At 55.7% G+C, this 18,632-nt stretch carries 18 protein-coding genes; 17 read left to right on the top strand and 1 reads right to left on the bottom strand.

The window, feature by feature from the left end; translation table 11 throughout:
* Positions 1–63 precede the first annotated feature (63 nt).
* The 8 genes from BY447_RS15870 (at position 64) to BY447_RS15835 (ending at position 7,843) form a co-directional block, all read left to right on the top strand.
* Positions 64–1,125: a PhoH family protein gene (locus BY447_RS15870; protein ID WP_013357113.1), complete on the top strand. Its 1,062-nt coding sequence runs from the start codon at positions 64–66 to the stop codon at positions 1,123–1,125.
* Positions 1,122–1,595 carry an rRNA maturation RNase YbeY gene (gene ybeY / locus BY447_RS15865; RefSeq protein ID WP_013357112.1) on the top strand — a complete coding sequence of 158 codons (474 nt, stop codon included), beginning with the start codon at positions 1,122–1,124 and terminating at the stop codon, positions 1,593–1,595. The genes BY447_RS15870 and ybeY overlap by 4 nt, the downstream gene beginning before the upstream one ends.
* Positions 1,596–1,677: 82 nt before the next feature.
* A complete protein-coding gene (corC, locus tag BY447_RS15860; RefSeq protein ID WP_013357111.1) occupies positions 1,678–2,559 on the top strand; it encodes a CNNM family magnesium/cobalt transport protein CorC in 882 nt (293 codons plus the stop codon).
* Positions 2,560–2,563: 4 nt separating this feature from the next.
* On the top strand, positions 2,564–4,087 hold the full coding sequence (lnt, locus tag BY447_RS15855) for an apolipoprotein N-acyltransferase (RefSeq protein WP_110331507.1): 1,524 nt from the start codon (positions 2,564–2,566) through the stop codon (positions 4,085–4,087).
* 436 nt (positions 4,088–4,523) lie between these two features.
* On the top strand, positions 4,524–5,420 hold the full coding sequence (locus BY447_RS15850) for an amino acid ABC transporter substrate-binding protein (protein ID WP_013357108.1): 897 nt from the start codon (positions 4,524–4,526) through the stop codon (positions 5,418–5,420).
* A 279-nt stretch (positions 5,421–5,699) separates the two neighbouring features.
* Positions 5,700–6,440 carry an amino acid ABC transporter permease gene (locus tag BY447_RS15845; protein WP_013357107.1) on the top strand — a complete coding sequence of 247 codons (741 nt, stop codon included), beginning with the start codon at positions 5,700–5,702 and terminating at the stop codon, positions 6,438–6,440.
* Positions 6,440–7,117 (top strand): glutamate/aspartate ABC transporter permease GltK, encoded by a 678-nt coding sequence (gene gltK / locus BY447_RS15840; RefSeq protein ID WP_013357106.1) that lies wholly within the window; start codon positions 6,440–6,442, stop codon positions 7,115–7,117. Before BY447_RS15845 ends, gltK begins: the two co-directional genes overlap by 1 nt.
* A complete protein-coding gene (locus tag BY447_RS15835) occupies positions 7,118–7,843 on the top strand; it encodes an amino acid ABC transporter ATP-binding protein (RefSeq protein WP_013357105.1) in 726 nt (241 codons plus the stop codon).
* A gap of 44 nt (positions 7,844–7,887) precedes the next feature.
* Here the strand turns inward: BY447_RS15835 and BY447_RS15830 are convergent, their stop codons facing one another.
* On the bottom strand, positions 7,888–8,370 hold the full coding sequence (locus BY447_RS15830) for a zinc ribbon-containing protein (RefSeq protein ID WP_013357104.1): 483 nt from the start codon (positions 8,368–8,370) through the stop codon (positions 7,888–7,890).
* Positions 8,371–8,592: 222 nt separating this feature from the next.
* On the opposite strand from BY447_RS15830, the gene leuS reads away from it, so the two are divergent.
* The 9 genes from leuS (at position 8,593) to rlpA (ending at position 18,505) form a co-directional block, all read left to right on the top strand.
* Positions 8,593–11,175: a leucine--tRNA ligase gene (gene leuS, locus BY447_RS15825; RefSeq protein ID WP_110331506.1), complete on the top strand. Its 2,583-nt coding sequence runs from the start codon at positions 8,593–8,595 to the stop codon at positions 11,173–11,175.
* Between the two features lie 14 nt (positions 11,176–11,189).
* On the top strand, positions 11,190–11,789 hold the full coding sequence (gene lptE, locus BY447_RS15820; protein WP_013357102.1) for an LPS assembly lipoprotein LptE: 600 nt from the start codon (positions 11,190–11,192) through the stop codon (positions 11,787–11,789).
* Positions 11,786–12,817 (top strand): DNA polymerase III subunit delta, encoded by a 1,032-nt coding sequence (gene holA, locus BY447_RS15815; protein ID WP_110331505.1) that lies wholly within the window; start codon positions 11,786–11,788, stop codon positions 12,815–12,817. The genes lptE and holA overlap by 4 nt, the downstream gene beginning before the upstream one ends.
* Positions 12,810–13,454, top strand: a complete 645-nt coding sequence (gene nadD, locus BY447_RS15810) for a nicotinate-nucleotide adenylyltransferase (protein WP_061061898.1) — start codon at positions 12,810–12,812, stop codon at positions 13,452–13,454. Before holA ends, nadD begins: the two co-directional genes overlap by 8 nt.
* Before the next feature lie 91 nt (positions 13,455–13,545).
* Positions 13,546–13,863, top strand: a complete 318-nt coding sequence (rsfS, locus tag BY447_RS15805) for a ribosome silencing factor (protein ID WP_013357099.1) — start codon at positions 13,546–13,548, stop codon at positions 13,861–13,863.
* Positions 13,864–13,866: 3 nt separating this feature from the next.
* Entirely contained in the window at positions 13,867–14,337 is a 471-nt protein-coding gene (rlmH, locus tag BY447_RS15800) for a 23S rRNA (pseudouridine(1915)-N(3))-methyltransferase RlmH (RefSeq protein ID WP_013357098.1), read from the top strand.
* 34 nt (positions 14,338–14,371) lie between these two features.
* Positions 14,372–16,276, top strand: coding sequence for a peptidoglycan DD-transpeptidase MrdA (mrdA, locus tag BY447_RS15795; RefSeq protein ID WP_013357097.1), 1,905 nt, complete (start codon positions 14,372–14,374; stop codon positions 16,274–16,276).
* A gap of 8 nt (positions 16,277–16,284) precedes the next feature.
* On the top strand, positions 16,285–17,397 hold the full coding sequence (gene mrdB / locus BY447_RS15790) for a peptidoglycan glycosyltransferase MrdB (protein ID WP_033784531.1): 1,113 nt from the start codon (positions 16,285–16,287) through the stop codon (positions 17,395–17,397).
* Between the two features lie 10 nt (positions 17,398–17,407).
* Positions 17,408–18,505: an endolytic peptidoglycan transglycosylase RlpA gene (gene rlpA / locus BY447_RS15785; RefSeq protein ID WP_110331504.1), complete on the top strand. Its 1,098-nt coding sequence runs from the start codon at positions 17,408–17,410 to the stop codon at positions 18,503–18,505.
* Positions 18,506–18,632: the final 127 nt, after the last annotated feature.

Raw genomic sequence — 18,632 nt, 5'->3', positions numbered from 1 at the left:
GTTAAGCCCAACGGTGCGTCAGACACATCCCATAACTGGCCCTGAGTGACCCAAAGGATTCGTTTGAATATCGAAACTCGTGAAATCGCCCTTGAACCGGCTGATAACCGTCGTCTGATGAGCCTGTGCGGTCCTTTCGACGATAATGTGAAACAGCTTGAGCGTCGTCTGGGCATTGAGATCAATCGTCGCGACAACGTCTTCAAGCTGGTTGGACGTCCACTTTGCGTCAATGCCGCCGCAGATATCCTGAAGACCCTGTATGTCGATACCGCGCCAATGCGTGGTGAGATCCCGGATATCGAGCCTGACCAGATTCACCTGGCGATCAAAGAGAGCCGGGTACTGGAGCAAACCGCTGAAAGCGTGCCGGAGTACGGTAAAGCGGTCAACATTAAGACCAAGCGTGGTGTGATCAAACCGCGCACGCCAAATCAGGCCCAGTACATCGCGAATGTGCTCGACCACGACATTACCTTTGGTGTTGGCCCGGCCGGTACCGGTAAAACCTATCTGGCGGTGGCTGCGGCCGTGGATGCGCTGGAACGTCAGGAGATTCGCCGCATCATGCTGACCCGCCCTGCCGTCGAAGCGGGTGAAAAGCTCGGCTTCCTGCCGGGCGACCTGAGCCAGAAAGTCGACCCTTATCTGCGTCCGCTCTACGATGCATTGTTTGAAATGCTCGGCTTCGAGCGCGTTGAAAAGCTGATGGAGCGTAACGTTATTGAAGTTGCCCCGCTGGCTTACATGCGCGGTCGTACCCTGAACGATGCGTTCATCATTCTTGATGAGAGCCAGAACACCACCATCGAGCAGATGAAGATGTTTCTGACGCGCATCGGCTTCAACTCCAAAGCGGTCATAACCGGCGACGTCACCCAGATCGACCTGCCCCGTCACGTCAAGTCGGGCCTGCGTCATGCTATCGAGGTGCTGGCGGACGTGGAAGAGATCAGCTTTAACTTCTTCCACAGCGAAGATGTGGTGCGCCATCCGGTCGTTGCCCGCATTGTCACCGCTTATGAAGCCTGGGAAGCCGCCGATCAGACCCGCCGTGACCAGCAGGCTGAAGAGCGTAAACGTGAAGCGCTGGCAGCACAGAGCGCCACGCAGGAGAGCAAATGAGCGAGGTGATTCTCGACCTGCAAGTCGCCTGTGATAACACCGCTGATCTGCCTGATGAAGGCCAGTTTCACCGCTGGCTTTCAGCGGCTGTGACCCCTTTCCAGCCCGAAAGCGAAGTCACAGTACGTCTGGTTGATGAAGCGGAAAGTCATGAGCTTAATCTGACTTATCGTGGCAAAGACAAGCCAACCAACGTCCTCTCCTTCCCGTTTGAAGCGCCGCCGGGCATTGAGCTGCCGCTGCTGGGCGATCTGATCATCTGCCGTCAGGTGGTTGAGCAGGAAGCCGCAGAACAGGGAAAAAGCGTTGAAGCCCACTGGGCACACATGGTGGTACACGGTACGCTCCACCTGCTGGGTTACGACCATATTGAAGACGACGAAGCTGACGAGATGGAAGGACTGGAGACCGAGATAATGCTTGCTCTTGGGTATCCTGATCCGTACATTTCGGAGAAAGAAGACGCCTGAATCCTGAATTCAGGCAATCCGGCTGTCAGCACGGTTTGCTGACAGCACCTATTCCTCACCAGAGAGATCTTTAAAAACCGCCATGAGCGACGACCATTCTCAAAACAGCGATGCACCCAGTAGTAAAAAGGGATTTTTCTCCCTGTTGATCAACCAACTCTTTCACGGTGAACCAAAAAACCGTGATGAGCTCCTGGAGCTGATCCGCGACTCGAATAACAAAGAGCTGATTGACCAGGACACCCGCGACATGCTCGAAGGGGTACTGGATATTGCGGAGCAGCGCGTGCGTGACATCATGATCCCGCGTTCGCAAATGATCACCCTGAAACGTAATCAGAGCCTCGAAGAGTGTCTGGATGTCATTATCGACTCCGCGCATTCCCGCTTCCCGGTGATCAGCGAAGACAAAGATCATGTGGAAGGGATTCTGATGGCGAAAGATCTGCTGCCGTTTATGAGCAGTGAATCAGAGCCGTTCAGCATTGAGAAAGTGCTGCGTCCTGCGGTGGTGGTGCCTGAAAGTAAACGTGTTGACCGGATGCTGAAAGAGTTCCGCTCACAGCGTTACCACATGGCGATTGTTATTGATGAGTTTGGTGGTGTCTCCGGTCTGGTGACCATTGAAGATATTCTTGAGCTGATCGTGGGTGAGATTGAAGATGAGTATGACGATGAAGAAGATCGTGATATCCGTCAGCTCAACCGTCACACCTTCACGGTGCGCGCACTGACCGCCATTGAAGATTTCAATGAGGTATTTGGCACACAGTTCAGTGATGATGAAGTCGACACCATTGGTGGTCTGGTCATGCAGGGCTTCGGCCATCTGCCCGCACGCGGTGAAAGCATTGAGATTGAGGGTTACCAGTTCAAGGTGGCGATGGCTGACAGCCGCCGCATCATCCAGGTTCACGTGACTATTCCGGAAAATTCGCCACAACCCCAACTGGAAGACGAATAAGTCTATGGCTTTAGCCTCACTCTACCCGCGCCAGCGGGTTCGCCTGCTGCTGGCTTTAATAACGGGTGCGGTTGGCACCCTCGCCTTTTCTCCTTACGATTTCTGGCCCGCCGCACTGCTGTCGCTGTGCGGCTTACAACTGCTCACCCTGAACCGCTCCAGCCCACAGGCCACCGCGATCGGCTTTGTCTGGGGTTTAGGTCTGTTCGGCAGCGGCATCAACTGGGTTTACGTCAGTGTCGCCACCTTTGGCGGTATGCCTGGCCCGGTTAATGTCTTTATTGTGGCGCTGCTGGCGGCGTATCTGTCGATCTACCCGGCGTTGTTTGCCGGTGTACTGAATCGCATCTGGCCGCGCACGACGCTGTGGCGGTTGGCACTGGCTGCACCGGCATTGTGGCAGATGACCGAGTTCCTGCGCGGCTGGGTGCTGACCGGCTTTCCGTGGCTGCAGTTTGGTTACAGCCAGATCGACGGTCCGTTAAAAGGCCTGGCCCCGCTGGCGGGTGTAGAGACCCTGACCTTCCTGCTGATGGTCATTGCTGGCCTGCTGGCTTATGCCCTGCAGCAGCGCAACGTCAGAAGTCTGGTGGCGGCGTTGCTGCTGCTGGCCCTGCCGTGGCCGATGCGCTACATCCAGTGGGTTCAGCCAATGCCGGAGCGTGCCGTAGAAGTGGCGCTGGTGCAGGGAAATATCCCGCAGTCGATGAAGTGGGATCCTCAGCAACTGCTCACGACCCTGCGCATCTATAACGGTCTGAGTCAGCCGCTGATGGGTAAGGCGCCGATTATTATCTGGCCAGAGTCTGCAATTACCGATCTGGAAAGCAATCAGCAGCCGTTCCTGCGTTCGCTGGATGATGAACTGCGTGAACGCGGCAGTTCGCTGGTCACCGGCATCGTTGACTCCCGGCTGGAGCAGAATCGTTATCACGACTACAACACCGTGATCGTGCTGGGCGGCAAAACGCCGTACAACTACTTCAGCGGCAATCGTTACCAGAAGAATCATCTGGTGCCGTTTGGCGAATTTGTGCCGCTGGCCGATCTGCTGCGTCCGCTGGCCCCGTTCTTCGATCTGCCGATGTCAGCCTTCAGCCGTGGCAACTATCTCCAGCCGCAACTCAGCGTGGCGGGCTATAACCTGACGAGCGCCATCTGTTATGAGATTGTGCTCGGTGAACAGGTGCGGGCTAACTTCCATCCCGACACTAATTTCCTGCTGACCGTTTCGAACGATGCCTGGTTTGGTCACTCAATCGGCCCATGGCAGCACTTCCAGATGGCGAGAATGCGGGCGCTGGAGCTGGGACGTCCGCTGTTGCGCAGCACCAACAACGGCGTGACGGCGGTGGTCAATGCCAGTGGTGATGTGGAGGCGATGCTGCCGCAGTTTACCCGCGATGTGCTGACCAGCAAGGTCACGCCGACGCAGGGTGAAACCCCGTATGCGCGGGCGGGCATCTGGCCAGTCTGGTCACTGACGCTGCTGGCGGCGTTGATAGCTCTGCTGCGTCGACGCCGGTAACCTATCCGATCCTTAAAGGCGAAGCGCAGGCTTCGCCTTTTTTCTTTACTGCCTCCCCGGTATATCTCACTCCCCTGACCACATACTCTGCTGCCTTTCTCGCGCTGCACCGCTTTCTGGCACGATGATTGCAGAATGTTTCACTGTTTTTCGCCGACAGGCGGATTGCAGGCGCCGACGCCTGGCAGGTTGCACCAAAACAGTCGCTTCTGCTGCACCGCTAACGCGCAGAGTAAGATATTTGCCTTTTTTTGGTGCGGATCGCCTCGCAAAAAAGAAACTTTTTTGTTTCATTGCGTTAACAATCCGCTATGTTAGTGACTCTTCTGCGCCCATTTAATCCGCAGAATGAGCAGAAACGCAGCAAATAACAGACACAATATCATAATCAGCACAGGTAATAGCCTGGGCCTTTTTCATACGAAGGAGTTGGAACATGCAACTACGCAAAGTGGCATTATCTCTTCTGCTGATCAGCGCAGCGGCGGGAGCGGCCCAGGCGGAAGATCTCAGCGGCACCCTGAAGAAGATCAATGACAACGGCGTCATTGTGGTCGGGCATCGCGAATCATCAGTTCCCTTTTCTTACTATGACAACCAGCAAAAAGTCGTCGGCTATTCACAGGCTTACTCAAACGCCATCGTGGAAGCCATTAAAGCGAAGCTGAACAAGCCGGACCTGCAGGTCAAAATGATCCCGATCACCTCACAAAACCGTATTCCGCTGCTGCAAAACGGCACTTACGATTATGAGTGTGGCTCCACTACCAACAACCTTGAGCGCCAGAAACAGGCCGCATTCTCTGACACCATTTTTGTCATCGGCACCCGTCTGCTGGTTAAAAAAGATGGCCCGATCAAAGATTTCGCCGATCTGAAAGGCAAAACCGTGGTCGTGACTTCAGGAACCACCTCTGAAGTGCTGCTGCATAAACTCAACGACGAACAGAAACTGGATATGCGCATCATCAGCGCCAAAGATCACGGCGACTCTTTCCGTACGCTGGAAACCGGCCGTGCCGTGGCTTTCATGATGGATGATGCTCTGCTGGCCGGCGAACGCGCCAAAGCCAAAAAGCCGGATAACTGGGAAATCTTAGGTACGCCACAGTCAAAAGAGGCCTATGGCTGCATGCTGCGTAAAGATGATCCGCAGTTTAAAGCGCTGGTCGATGAAACCATTGCTAAAGCCCAGACCTCAGGGCAGGCAGAAAAATGGTTCGATACCTGGTTCAAACAGCCGATTCCACCAAAGAATCTGAACATGAACTTTGAACTCTCTGATGACATGAAAGCCCTGTTCAAAACGCCAAATGACAAAGCACTGAATTAACAAAAAAATACCCAATGGATCTCAGGTTGCATTGAGTCGGCAGGAGAATGCATCCCGGTGACCTTACTCAGGTAAGGCATTTGGATGCGTGAACGTCGCCAACAAAATGCAGCCTGAAAGACGGCGGGTATAACAAGGGCGGCCTGGCTGCCCTCTCGATTGCTGAAACCGCGGCATGGACAGACTGACTGACCCGGGTCGTTCCCCTGAGTCAGGCAATAAAACGCCGTTCATCAATCTTCAGGGTAGCTTAGCTACCCTTTTTTTCCGGAGCTCGTTATGGGTATCGATTGGAACTGGGGCATATTCCTCGAACAGGCCCCGTTCGGTAACACGACCTACCTCGGCTGGCTGTGGTCCGGTTTTCAGGTGACGATAGCCGTCTCCTGCTGCGCCTGGATTATCGCCTTCTGCGTGGGTTCATTTTTCGGCATTCTGCGCACAGTGCCGAATCGCCTGCTGTCGACCATTGGCACCTGCTATGTGGAACTGTTTCGTAATATCCCGCTGATCGTCCAGTTCTTCTTCTGGTATCTGGTCGCGCCCGAACTGGTGGGCGAAAAGCTTGGCATGTGGTTTAAGTCTGAGCTGGACCCCAACATTCAGTTCTTCCTCTCTTCAATGATCTGTCTTGGCCTGTTTACCGCCGCCCGCGTCTGCGAGCAGGTGCGCGCAGCCATTCAGTCACTGCCGGCAGGACAGAAAAATGCCGGTCTGGCGATGGGATTAACGCTGCCGCAGACCTATCGCTATGTCCTGCTGCCGAATGCGTATCGCGTGATTGTGCCGCCGATGACCTCGGAAATGCTGAACCTGGTGAAGAACTCCGCTATCGCCTCCACCATTGGTCTGGTCGATATGGCGGCACAGGCGGGCAAACTGCTCGACTATTCTGCTCACGCCTATGAATCCTTTACCGCCATTACGCTGGCCTACGTCGCGATTAACCTGGTGATTATGTTGTTGATGAGTCTGGTCGAGCGCAAAGTCCGGCTGCCAGGCAATGCGGGAGGCAAGTAATGTACGATTTTGATTGGAGTTCGATTACACCCAGCCTGCCCTATCTGCTTAACGGCTTAGTGATTACCTTCAAGATCACCATCACCGCCGTGGTCTTCGGCATTCTGTGGGGCACCCTGCTGGCGGTGATGCGTCTGTCGAGCTTTAAGCCCGTCAGCTGGTTCGCCAAAATCTACGTCAACCTGTTCCGCTCGGTGCCGCTGGTGATGGTGCTGCTGTGGTTCTATCTGGTGGTGCCGAGTTTCCTGCAGCAGGTGCTGGGCCTGTCGCCGAAAACCGATATCCGGCTGATTTCCGCCATGGTTGCCTTTTCGCTGTTTGAAGCGGCCTACTACTCCGAAATCATTCGTGCCGGCATCATCAGTATTTCACGTGGACAGGGCAACGCCGCGCTGGCGCTGGGTATGACACAGTGGCAGGCAATGCGACTGATCATCCTGCCGCAGGCGTTCCGCGCCATGGTTCCGCTGTTACTGACGCAGGGTATCGTGCTGTTCCAGGATACCTCGCTGGTCTATGTCTTAAGCCTGGCGGACTTCTTCCGTACCGCGTCCACCATTGGTGAGCGCGACGGCACCCAGGTTGAAATGGTTCTGTTTGCAGGTCTGGTCTACTTCGTTATCAGCCTGAGCGCATCGCTGTTGGTCAGCTATCTGAAAAGAAAAAGGACGGTTTAAATGATTAGCCTGAAAAATGTTTCTAAGTGGTATGGTCACTTTCAGGTGCTGACCGACTGCTCAACCGAGGTCAAAACCGGTGAGGTAGTGGTGGTCTGCGGGCCGTCCGGCTCCGGTAAATCGACGCTGATCAAAACGGTGAACGGACTTGAGCCTGTTCAGCAGGGCGTGATTGCGGTCAACGGCACCGAGGTGAACAACAAAAAAACCAACCTTGCACAACTTCGCAGTCAGGTCGGTATGGTGTTTCAGCACTTCGAGCTGTTCCCGCATCTGAGCATTATCAACAATCTGGTACTGGCACAGGTAAAAGTGCTGAAGCGTGACAAAGCGGCGGCCCGCGATAAAGGGCTAAAACTGCTGAAGCGTGTGGGACTGTCAGCGCATGCTGAGAAGTTTCCTGGCCAGCTCTCCGGCGGTCAGCAGCAGCGCGTGGCAATTGCACGTGCGCTCTGCATGGATCCTATCGCGATGCTGTTTGATGAACCGACCTCGGCGCTGGACCCGGAAATGATCAACGAAGTGCTGGATGTGATGGTTGAGCTGGCGCAGGAGGGGATGACGATGATGGTGGTAACACACGAGATGGGCTTCGCCCGTAAAGTGGCGAATCGCGTGATCTTCATGGATGAAGGGAAAATTATCGAAGACACCAATAAAGATGACTTCTTTAATAACCCACAGTCTGACCGTGCGAAAGATTTCCTCGCTAAAATTCTGCACTAAATAACCGATGCGGGTCACCTGAGTGGCCCGCATCGTTGTTGTTATCAGGGTTCAAAAGGCTGACGCTGAAACTGGTCGTTGCCGCATTCCGGACAGCGCGACAGGGTTTCCGGCGTATAGATCGCCCGGGTAAACTGACACTTCTCACACACCAGATTGCCCAGCCCCACCACTTCACCGCTCTGATACACACCGTGATGATGCAGATCCTGGAAGACTTCGCGCCACTCCAGCTGACTTTTATCGGTGATATCCGCCAGCTCTTTCCAGACGCTCTCACGAATAATGCGCATAAACAGTGAATCCGCCAGCGGCTCTTCCACATCGGTATAACTGCGTGCAAACTCGCCCAAATCACGGCGCACCGAGCTCAGCGCCTGATCAATCTCTTTTTCCGTCATGTCATCGCGCACCCGTAACTGGCTGCGTCGACCGGCAATCAGCTCATCAAGGTTACGATCGCCCTGACGGAGACGTTCGGTCAGTACGGCTAACGACTCGCGATATTCCTGAGCTACTTTATTCATTTTATTCTCCTTTATGCAGACCCTCGCTGAATTAAGTTTAGTCGCAATGCGGCTTTTGCCGTGTCGTCTGTACAGTGAATTACAAAAGGGTGAAGAGGCTGACGCTTTCAGCAGAAATCGTGCCAGCAAAAGTGGGAAGTGTTGTTGATACGCGGCCTTATGGGTATGCTATGCGGATCACAGAGCCCGAAAAATGTTATTCATAAAGGACCACAGGCAGCCATGCAAGAGCAATACCGCCCGGAAGAGATTGAATCCCGTGTGCAGCAACACTGGGATGAAAACGAAACGTTTAAAGTGACTGAGCAGGAAGGTAAAGAGAAATACTATTGCCTCTCCATGTTGCCCTATCCTTCTGGCCGCCTGCATATGGGCCACGTTCGTAACTACACCATCGGCGACGTAATCGCGCGTTATCAGCGTATGCTCGGCAAAAACGTACTACAGCCGATTGGCTGGGATGCTTTCGGCCTGCCTGCGGAAGGCGCTGCGGTCAAAAACAACACCGCACCGGCTCCCTGGACATACGACAATATCGCCTACATGAAAAACCAGCTTAAACTGCTGGGCTTTGGCTATGACTGGAGTCGTGAACTGGCGACCTGCCAGCCAGAGTACTATCGCTGGGAACAGTGGTTCTTCACTAAACTGTATGAGAAAGGCCTGGTCTATAAAAAAACTTCCGCCGTGAACTGGTGCCCGAACGATCAGACGGTGCTGGCGAACGAGCAGGTGATCGATGGCTGCTGCTGGCGCTGCGACACCAAAGTTGAGCGCAAAGAGATCCCGCAGTGGTTTATCAAAATCACCGATTATGCGGAAGAGCTGCTGAACGACCTGGATACGCTGGAAGAGTGGCCTGAGCAGGTCAAAACCATGCAGCGTAACTGGATTGGCCGTTCTGAAGGCGTCGAAATCACGTTCGACGTTGCTGACAGCGAAGAGAAAGTCACTGTCTACACCACCCGCCCGGATACCTTTATCGGCGCAACCTATGTCGCCGTTGCGGCAGGTCATCCGCTGGCAACCCAGGCGTCGGTGAACAATCCGGCACTGGCTGACTTTATCGCTGAATGCCGCAATACCAAAGTGGCCGAAGCCGATATGGCGACCATGGAGAAGAAAGGCATGGCGACCGGCCTGTCTGTTATTCATCCGCTCACCGGTGAGCTTCTCCCGGTCTGGGTCGCTAACTTCGTGCTGATGGAATATGGCACCGGCGCTGTCATGGCGGTCCCAGCGCATGACCAGCGCGACTGGGAGTTTGCCACTAAATACGATCTGGCGATCAAGCCAGTGGTACTCAACCTGGATGGCTCTATTCCTGACGTCAGCGCCGCGGCAATGACCGACAAAGGCGCGCTGTTTAACTCAGGTGAGTTCAACGGTCTGGATCACGCCGCAGGGTTTACCGCCATTGCGGATTCTCTGGCGGCAAAAGGCGTGGGCGTGCGTAAAGTGAACTACCGTCTGCGCGACTGGGGTGTTTCCCGTCAGCGCTACTGGGGCGCACCAATCCCAATGGTCACGCTGGAAGATGGCACCGTAATGCCGACACCTGAAGACCAGCTGCCGGTGATCCTGCCGGAAGATGTGGTGATGGATGGCATTACCAGCCCGATCAAAGCCGATCCGGAGTGGGCGAAAACCACGGTGAACGGCCAGCCTGCTCTGCGTGAAACCGACACCTTTGACACCTTCATGGAGTCCTCCTGGTACTACGCGCGCTATACCTGCGCCAGCTACAAAGAAGGCATGCTGGATCCGGCCGCGGCAAACTACTGGCTGCCGGTCGATCAGTATGTGGGTGGTATTGAACACGCCATCATGCACCTGATGTATTTCCGCTTCTTCCACAAGCTGCTGCGTGATGCGGGCCTGGTGAACTCTGATGAACCAGCCAAACGTCTGCTGTGCCAGGGCATGGTGCTGGCTGACGCCTTCTACTACCTCGGTAACAACGGCGAGCGTAACTGGGTTTCACCGGTTGACGTTGAGGTTGAGCGTGACGAGAAAGGCCGCATAGTGAAAGCGGTGGATACGCAAGGCCGCGAAGTGATCTACGCGGGCATGAGTAAAATGTCGAAGTCGAAAAACAACGGCATCGACCCACAGCTGATGGTTGAGCGTTATGGCGCGGATACCGTACGTCTGTTCATGATGTTTGCTTCACCGGCAGATATGACGCTGGAGTGGCAGGAGTCGGGCGTTGAAGGGGCTAACCGCTTCCTGAAGCGTGTCTGGAAGCTGGTCTACGAGCACACCTCACAGGGTGCGACCGTGGCGCTGGATGTGAAGAGCCTGAATGACGAGCAGAAATCGCTGCGTCGTGACCTGCACAAAACCATCGCCAAAGTGGCGGATGATATTGGCCGTCGTCAGACCTTCAACACCGCCATTGCAGCGATTATGGAGCTGATGAACAAACTGGCACGTGCCCCGCAGGAAAGCGAGCAGGATCGCGCTCTGATGCAGGAAGCGCTGCTGGCTATCGTCCGTCTGCTCTATCCGTTTACCCCGCACGCCTGCTATGTTCTGTGGCAGACGCTGGGTGGCGAAGGTACCATCGACGAAGCGAGCTGGCCGGTGGCTGATGAAGCCGCTATGGTTGAAGATTCACTGCTGGTCGTGGTGCAGGTGAACGGTAAAGTGCGTGGCAAAATTACCGTACCTGCCGATGCAACACAGGAACAGGTTCAGGCACGCGCTGCTCAGGAGCATCTGGTGGCGAAGTATCTGGACGGCGTGACTATCCGTAAAGTCATTTATGTACCGGGCAAACTGCTTAACCTGGTCGTAGGTTAAGTTCAGGAGGAACTGTGCGACATCCGATTATCAGGCTGTTTGTCATGCTGGCGGTGGTGATCACCGCTGGCTGTGGTTTTCATCCGCGCGGCACCACGCAGGTGCCCAGCGAACTGAAAACCCTGATTGTTTCAACCGGCGATCCGTATGGACCGCTGGCGCGTACCGTGCGTCAGCAACTGCGTATCAACGATGTCACCATCGTTGAAGACAACAAACAGAACCGCACCGATATTCCGACGCTGCGTCTGGGTCCTGAGGTATCGGGACGTAACACCGCATCGGTCTTTATCAGCGGCACCTCTGCTGAGTATCAGCTGGTCATGACCCTTACGGCGCAGGTCCTGTTGCCGGGCAAAGGAATCTACCCAATCAGCACCACGGTTTATCGTTCATTCTTCGATAACCCGAATGCTGCGCTGGCGAAAGATGCTGAGCAGGATCTGATTACGCAGGAGATGCGTCAGCGTGCTGCCGAACAGCTGGTACGTAAACTGCTGACCGTGCATGCTGCACAGATCAACAACAAAGAGACCTTACCGGCGTCAGTGATTCCGGTTCCGGGTCAGGGTTCACAGGAAGCACCGTCTTCCTCTGCTACCAGCCTGCAATGATCAGGATTTACCCTGAGCAACTCAGCGCGCAACTCCGTGAGGGGCTGCGCGCCTGTTATTTTTTAGCCGGAAACGAACCGCTGCTGTTGCAGGAGAGTGCGGATGCCATCCGTGCCGCCGCAACCGCACAGGGATTTGAAGAACATTTTAGTTTTACGCTGGACGCCCAGACCGACTGGGAGAGCCTGTTTGTCAGCTGTCAGTCACTGAGTCTGTTTGCGCAGCGTCAGACCATGACGCTGCAATTCCCCGAGAATGGCCCCAACGCCGCAATGGCCGAGCAGCTGGTTAAGCTGTCGCAGCTGCTGCACGCCGATATTCTGCTGATCTGCCGGATGCCAAAGCTGACCAAAGCGCAGGAAAACGGTGCATGGTTTAAAGCGTTGTCCGCCTCTGCAGTTTTAGTGCCCTGCCAGACGCCTGAACAGGCGCAACTGCCGCGCTGGGTCGTGAATCGCGCTAAGGCGCTGAAACTCTCGGTCGATGACGCAGCTGTGCAGCTGTTGTGTTACTGCTATGAAGGTAATCTGCTGGCGCTGGCCCAGGCGCTGGAGCGTCTCTCGCTGCAGTGGCCTGACGGCAAGCTGACCCTGCCCCGTGTTGAAGAGGCAGTCAGTGATGCCGCACACTTTACCCCCTTCCACTGGGTGGATGCTCTGCTGGCGGGTAAGAGCCGTCGCGCGCTGCATATCCTGCATCAGCTGGAGAAAGAAGAGAGCGAGGTCGTGATTCTGTTGCGTACGCTGCAGCGCGATTTGCTGACACTGCTGCATCTGCAGCGCCACCAGTCGCAGCAGCCGCTGCGTACGCTGATGGATCAGCAGCGGATCTGGCAGAACCGCCGCGCGCTGTTCACCGACGCACTGCAACGCCTGGACGCCACGCGTCTGCAACGCGCCATTCATCTGCTGAGCCAGATTGAGATCACCCTGAAACAGGACTATGGGCAGCCGGTGTGGCCACAGTTACAGACCCTGACGCTGCTGCTCAGCAGTCGTGCTTTTCCGACGAGTTTTGCCCATGTCTGAGTTACACGCGCTGTTTGGTGGCACCTTCGACCCGATTCATTTTGGTCATCTGCGTCCGGTCGAAGCGCTGGCTCAACAGACCGGCCTGCAGCATGTGACGCTGCTGCCAAACAATGTGCCACCGCATCGCCCGCAACCGGAAGCCAGTGCTGCCCAGCGGGTGGCAATGCTGCGTTGTGCGATCCGCGGCTTACCGCTGTTTGAGATTGATACCCGTGAGCTGGAGCGCGACACCCCCTCCTGGACCGTAACTACCCTGGAAGCCTGGCGCGCCGAACGCGGTGCAGAACAGCCGCTGGGCTTTATTATTGGTCAGGATTCCCTGCTGAGCTTAGCGAAATGGCATCGCTGGCAGGATCTGCTGTCACTCTGCCATCTGCTGGTGTGCCAGCGCCCCGGCTATCCGACCCGGTTTGACGCGCCGGAGATGCAGCAGTGGCTCGAACAAAACCTTGCTCAGGATATCCGGCAACTGCATCAGCAGCCCGCAGGCCATATCTGGCTGGCGGAAACCCCGCTCTATGACATTTCGGCGACTGAAATCCGTCGCCGTCGCCATCAGAACCAGCCCTGCGACGACCTGTTGCCCGCGGCGGTTATCGACTATATCGACCGCGAAGGCTTATATCGCGACTGATCCGGGCATGCTATACTGCGCCGCTTAAATTTTGGCTGCACTCTCCGGGCCTACAGCCAGCCCGATACCACCAGATTCCAAGGGGAACCTTTTGCAAGGTAAAGCACTCCAAGAGTTCGTTATTGATAAGATTGATGATCTCAAAGGCCAGGACATTGTCACCATCGACGTTCAGGGCAAATCCAGCATCACCGATTTCATGATCATCTGCACCGGCACCTCCACGCGTCATGTGACTTCGATCGCAGAACACGTTGAGCAGGAATCCCGTTTAGCGGGCCTGATGCCATTAGGCATTGAAGGCAAAGGCGCGGCAGACTGGGTCGTGGTTGATCTGGGTGATGTCATCGTACATGTGATGCAGGAAGAGAGTCGCCAGCTGTATGAGCTGGAAAAACTCTGGGGCTAATCGGTGAAACTGCAACTTGTTGCCGTCGGCACAAAAATGCCCGACTGGGTGCAGACCGGTTTCATGGAATATCTGCGCCGCTTCCCGAAAGATATGCCGTTTGAGCTGACCGAAGTCACCGCAGGTAAACGCGGCAAAAATGCTGATATCAAACGCATCCTTGAAAAAGAGGGTGAAGCGATGTTGGCGGCGGTCGGCAAAGGCAATCGCATTGTCACGCTGGATATTCCTGGCCAACCGTGGGAAACCCCGCAGCTGGCGCAGCAGCTTGAACGCTGGAAGCTGGATGGTCGCGATGTCAGCCTGCTGATTGGCGGGCCTGAAGGCCTGGCTCCCGCCTGTAAAGCGGCGGCAGAGCAGAGCTGGTCACTGTCAGCATTGACGTTACCTCATCCGCTGGTGCGCGTGCTGGTGGCCGAAAGTCTGTACCGGGCCTGGAGTATAACGACTAATCATCCTTATCATCGTGAATGACCGATCAGCCCACATCAGACATGACAAGTAGCGGATGAAATTACAAAGCAACGCCTTTCGCGATTACAGCGCCGAACAGAAACTCTTTGTCCGTCGGGCGTTCATCGCCTTCGTCGGTATCTTACTGCTCTCTTCAGTACTGGTAGTTAACCTTTACCATCTGCAGATCCTTCGCTTTGATGATTACAGCACCCGCTCCAACCAGAACCGCATTAAACTGGTGCCTGTCGCCCCCAGCCGCGGCATTATCTACGATCGCACCGGTACGCCGCTGGCACTGAACCGCACCATCTATCAGGCAGAACTGGTGCCGGAGAAAGTTGATAACCTGCAGCAGACGCTGGAAAACTTACGCCCGGTTCTTGAGCTGACGGACGAAGACCTTGAAAACTTCCAGAAAGAGCGCAAACGGTCGCGTCGCTTTACCTCCATTCCGGTTAAAACCGGTCTGAATGAAGTTCAGGTGGCACGCTTTGCGGTCAATCAGTACCGCTTTCCCGGCGTGGAAGTTAAAGGTTATCAGCGCCGCTACTACCCCTACGGTGCCACGCTGACGCATGTAGTCGGCTACGTCTCAAAAATCAACGATCGTGACGTTGCACGCCTCGACAAAGAAGGCATATGGCCGAACTACGCTGCCACGCACGACATCGGCAAGCTGGGCATTGAAGCGTATTACGAGAGTCTGCTGCACGGCAAAACCGGCTTTGAAGAGGTTGAGGTTAACAACCGGGGCCGGGTTATTCGCCAGCTGCACGAGGAGTCACCTCAGGCTGGCCGTGATATCTATCTGACTATCGATCTCAAACTGCAGCAGTATGTCGAGACCCTGCTGGCGGGCAGTCGCGCTGCTGTTGTCGTCAGCGATCCGCGCACCGGCGAAATTCTCGCCATGGTCTCCACACCCAGTTACGATGCCAACCTGTTTGTCGACGGTATTTCCAGTAAGGATTATCGCGGCCTGCTGGAAGATGAAAATCGCCCACTCTATAACCGTGCGATTCAGGCAGCTTACCCGCCGGCTTCAACAGTGAAACCTTATGTGGCGGTCTCTGCCATGAGTGCGGGCGTGATTAACCGCAACACCAGCCTGTTCGATCCGGGCTGGTGGCAGCTTCCTGGTTCAGAAAAGCGCTTCCGCGACTGGAAAAAGTGGGGGCATGGTCGTCTTAACGTCACCAAAGCGCTGGAGGAGTCTGCCGATACCTTCTTCTATCAGGTCGCCTATGACATGGGTATCGACCGACTGTCAGAGTGGATGAATAAATTCGGATACGGCAGCCGGACCGGCATCGACTTACCGCAGGAGAGCGCCGGTAACATGCCAACCCGCGACTGGAAAATGAAACGCTTTAAAAAACCGTGGTATCAGGGTGACACCATTCCGGTGGGGATCGGCCAGGGTTACTGGACGGCTACCCCATTGCAGATGAACAAAGCGATGATGATTCTGATCAACGACGGCGTCGTCAAGGTGCCGCATATGCTGCGCGCCACCCGCGAAGGCCGGACCCTTGTGCCCTATCGCCAGCCGCCAGAAGCCCCGATCGGTGATATTCATTCCGGTTACTGGGAAATCGCTAAAGATGGCATGTACGGCGTGGCGAATCGCCCCAACGGTACTGCACACAAAAGCTTTGCTGATGCGCCTTATAAAATTGCCGCCAAGTCCGGTACGGCGCAGGTCTTTGGCCTGAAAGAGAACGAAACCTATAATGCCCACAGAATTGCTGAACGATTACGCGACCATAAATTAATGACCGCGTTTGCCCCTTATGACAAGCCTCGGGTCGCAGTGACCATTATCCTGGAAAACGGTGGCGCCGGTCCGGCTGTCGGCACCGTCATGCGCCAGATTCTGGATCACATTATGTTGGGTGATAACAATACTGTCCTGCCGGACGCCGCCCCTGTGCCGCCCGGTTATGAAGGTGAATAAACATGTCGATGCAAGATAGTCCGCAGAAACGATCGATCTGGATGCGCATCCACATCGATCCGCTGTTTATGCTGATCATTCTCGGCCTGCTGACCTACAGCGCCGTGGTGATCTGGAGTGCCAGTGGTCAGGATCCCGGCATGATGGAGCGTAAACTCGGTCAGATCGCGATGGGACTGGTGATTATGATTGTGCTGGCGCAGGTGCCGCCGCGCGTTTATGAGGGCTGGGCACCCTATCTCTATATTGTCTGCGTCATTCTGCTGGTGGCGGTCGATGCCTTCGGGCAGATCAGTAAAGGGGCGCAGCGCTGGCTCGATCTCGGCTTTGTTCGCTTTCAGCCCTCGGAGATTGCCAAAATCGCGGTGCCGCTGATGGTGGCGCGCTTTATTAACCGCGATGTCTGTCCGCCAACCCTGAAAAACACCGGCATTGCGCTGCTGCTGATTTTCGTGCCGACCCTGCTGGTCGCCGCGCAGCCCGATCTCGGCACCTCGATTCTGGTTGCCGCTTCCGGTTTGTTTGTCCTGTTCCTTTCGGGAATGAGCTGGAAACTGATTGGCGTTGCCGTTCTGCTGGTCGCGGCTTTTATCCCGATTCTGTGGTTCTTCCTGATGCACGACTATCAGCGTGACCGCGTTATGATGCTGCTCGACCCGGAAACAGATCCGCTGGGTGCCGGTTATCACATCATCCAGTCGAAAATCGCCATCGGTTCAGGCGGACTGCGCGGCAAAGGCTGGCTGCAGGGCACCCAGTCTCAGCTGGAATTTTTGCCGGAGCGTCATACCGACTTTATCTTCGCGGTTCTGGCCGAAGAGCTGGGTCTGGTTGGCGTACTGCTGCTGCTGACCCTTTATCTGCTGCTGATCATGCGGGGACTGGTTGTCGCAGCCCGCGCGCAGACCACGTTTGGCCGGGTCATGGCGGGCGGTTTAATGCTGATTTTATTCGTTTATGTTTTCGTTAACATTGGCATGGTTAGTGGTATCTTACCGGTAGTTGGCGTGCCGCTGCCGCTCGTCAGTTACGGCGGCTCCGCGCTTATCGTGCTTATGGCGGGATTCGGCATTGTGATGTCGATCCACACTCACCGAAAAATGTTATCTAAAAGTGTCTAAGAGGCTGCAGATGCGTAAGGAATGGCTTGGCGTTGCACTGGCATCACTGGTTCTGGCGGCCTGTACCACGCCCGAACCCCAAAATACGGCGCCGCCGCAACCGGCTTACAATGGACCGGTCGTAGAGATTCCAGGCGTTGAGCCTCGTTATGAGCCAGTTAATCCGGGCACCAGCCAGGATTACAGCGTTAATGGCAAAAATTATCGCATCATCAAAGATCCATCGAACTACAGCGAGGTCGGCCTGGCCACCTGGTACGGCGAAGAGGCACAGGGCAACCGCACCGCTACCGGCGAAGCCTACGATCCCGATGCGCTGACGGCCGCCCACCCTACTCTGCCGCTGCCGAGCTATGTGCGCGTGACCAATATCGCGAACGGCCGTCAGATTGTGGTGCGCGTTAACGATCGCGGCCCCTACACGCCAGGACGCATCATCGACCTGTCGCGGGCAGCCGGTGACCGTCTGAACATCTCCAATAATTCTCGGGTGCGGGTCGACTATATCAAGGTGGCTCCCGACGGTACGCTCTCAGGCCCGGGCACCATTGGTACTGTGGTCGCCAAACAGAGCTACTCGCTGCCTGCCCGCCCGGACCTGAGTGGTGGTGCGGTGATGAATGGCGGCAACGCCGCAAACGCTGAACCGCCTGCTCAAAACGTGGAAGCCATCAGCAACAGCACGCTGCAGGGCGGTGACAACATGGGCGCGCCGGTACAGAGCAGCGGCTTTCTTGGCGCACCTCAGCCATTAGCGAACGGCGTGCTGGAAGGCAGTGAACCACCCGCCGCCGCGCCTGCCAGTTCCGCACCAGCCGCCAGCAGTGCTGCTCCTGCAGTCGCCAGTTCCGCGCCGGCAGCCAGCAGTGGTGCCGCAGCCGGATATGTCGTACAGGTCGGTGCACTAAATGACCCGGCGCGTGCTCAGCAGATGATGAAAAGCCTGAGCCAGCGTTACGGTGTGCCCGGCAAGGTCGAAGACGCGGGCAACAACGTTTATCGCGTTCAGCTCGGCGGCTACAGCTCACGCGCCGAAGCGGCTGCGCTACAACAGCGCCTGAGCAGTGAAGGCCAGACCGCCTCATTTATTACTAACACGCGTCGCTGATCGGTTTATCAGACAGCGACACGTTACGTCTGCTAACAACCCAATCATCACGCCCGGTGCCAGACTCACTGGCATTGGGTATGATGAGTGACATTTTTAACCTCAAACTCACGGATGTTGTAGTCCT

It is taken from the genome of Pantoea sp. JKS000250, assembly GCF_003201065.1.
Taxonomy (GTDB): Bacteria; Pseudomonadota; Gammaproteobacteria; order Enterobacterales; family Enterobacteriaceae; genus Pantoea; species Pantoea vagans.
The sequence above is the reverse complement of the archived record's forward strand: the minus strand, read 5'-3'. Positions and strand labels throughout refer to the sequence as shown.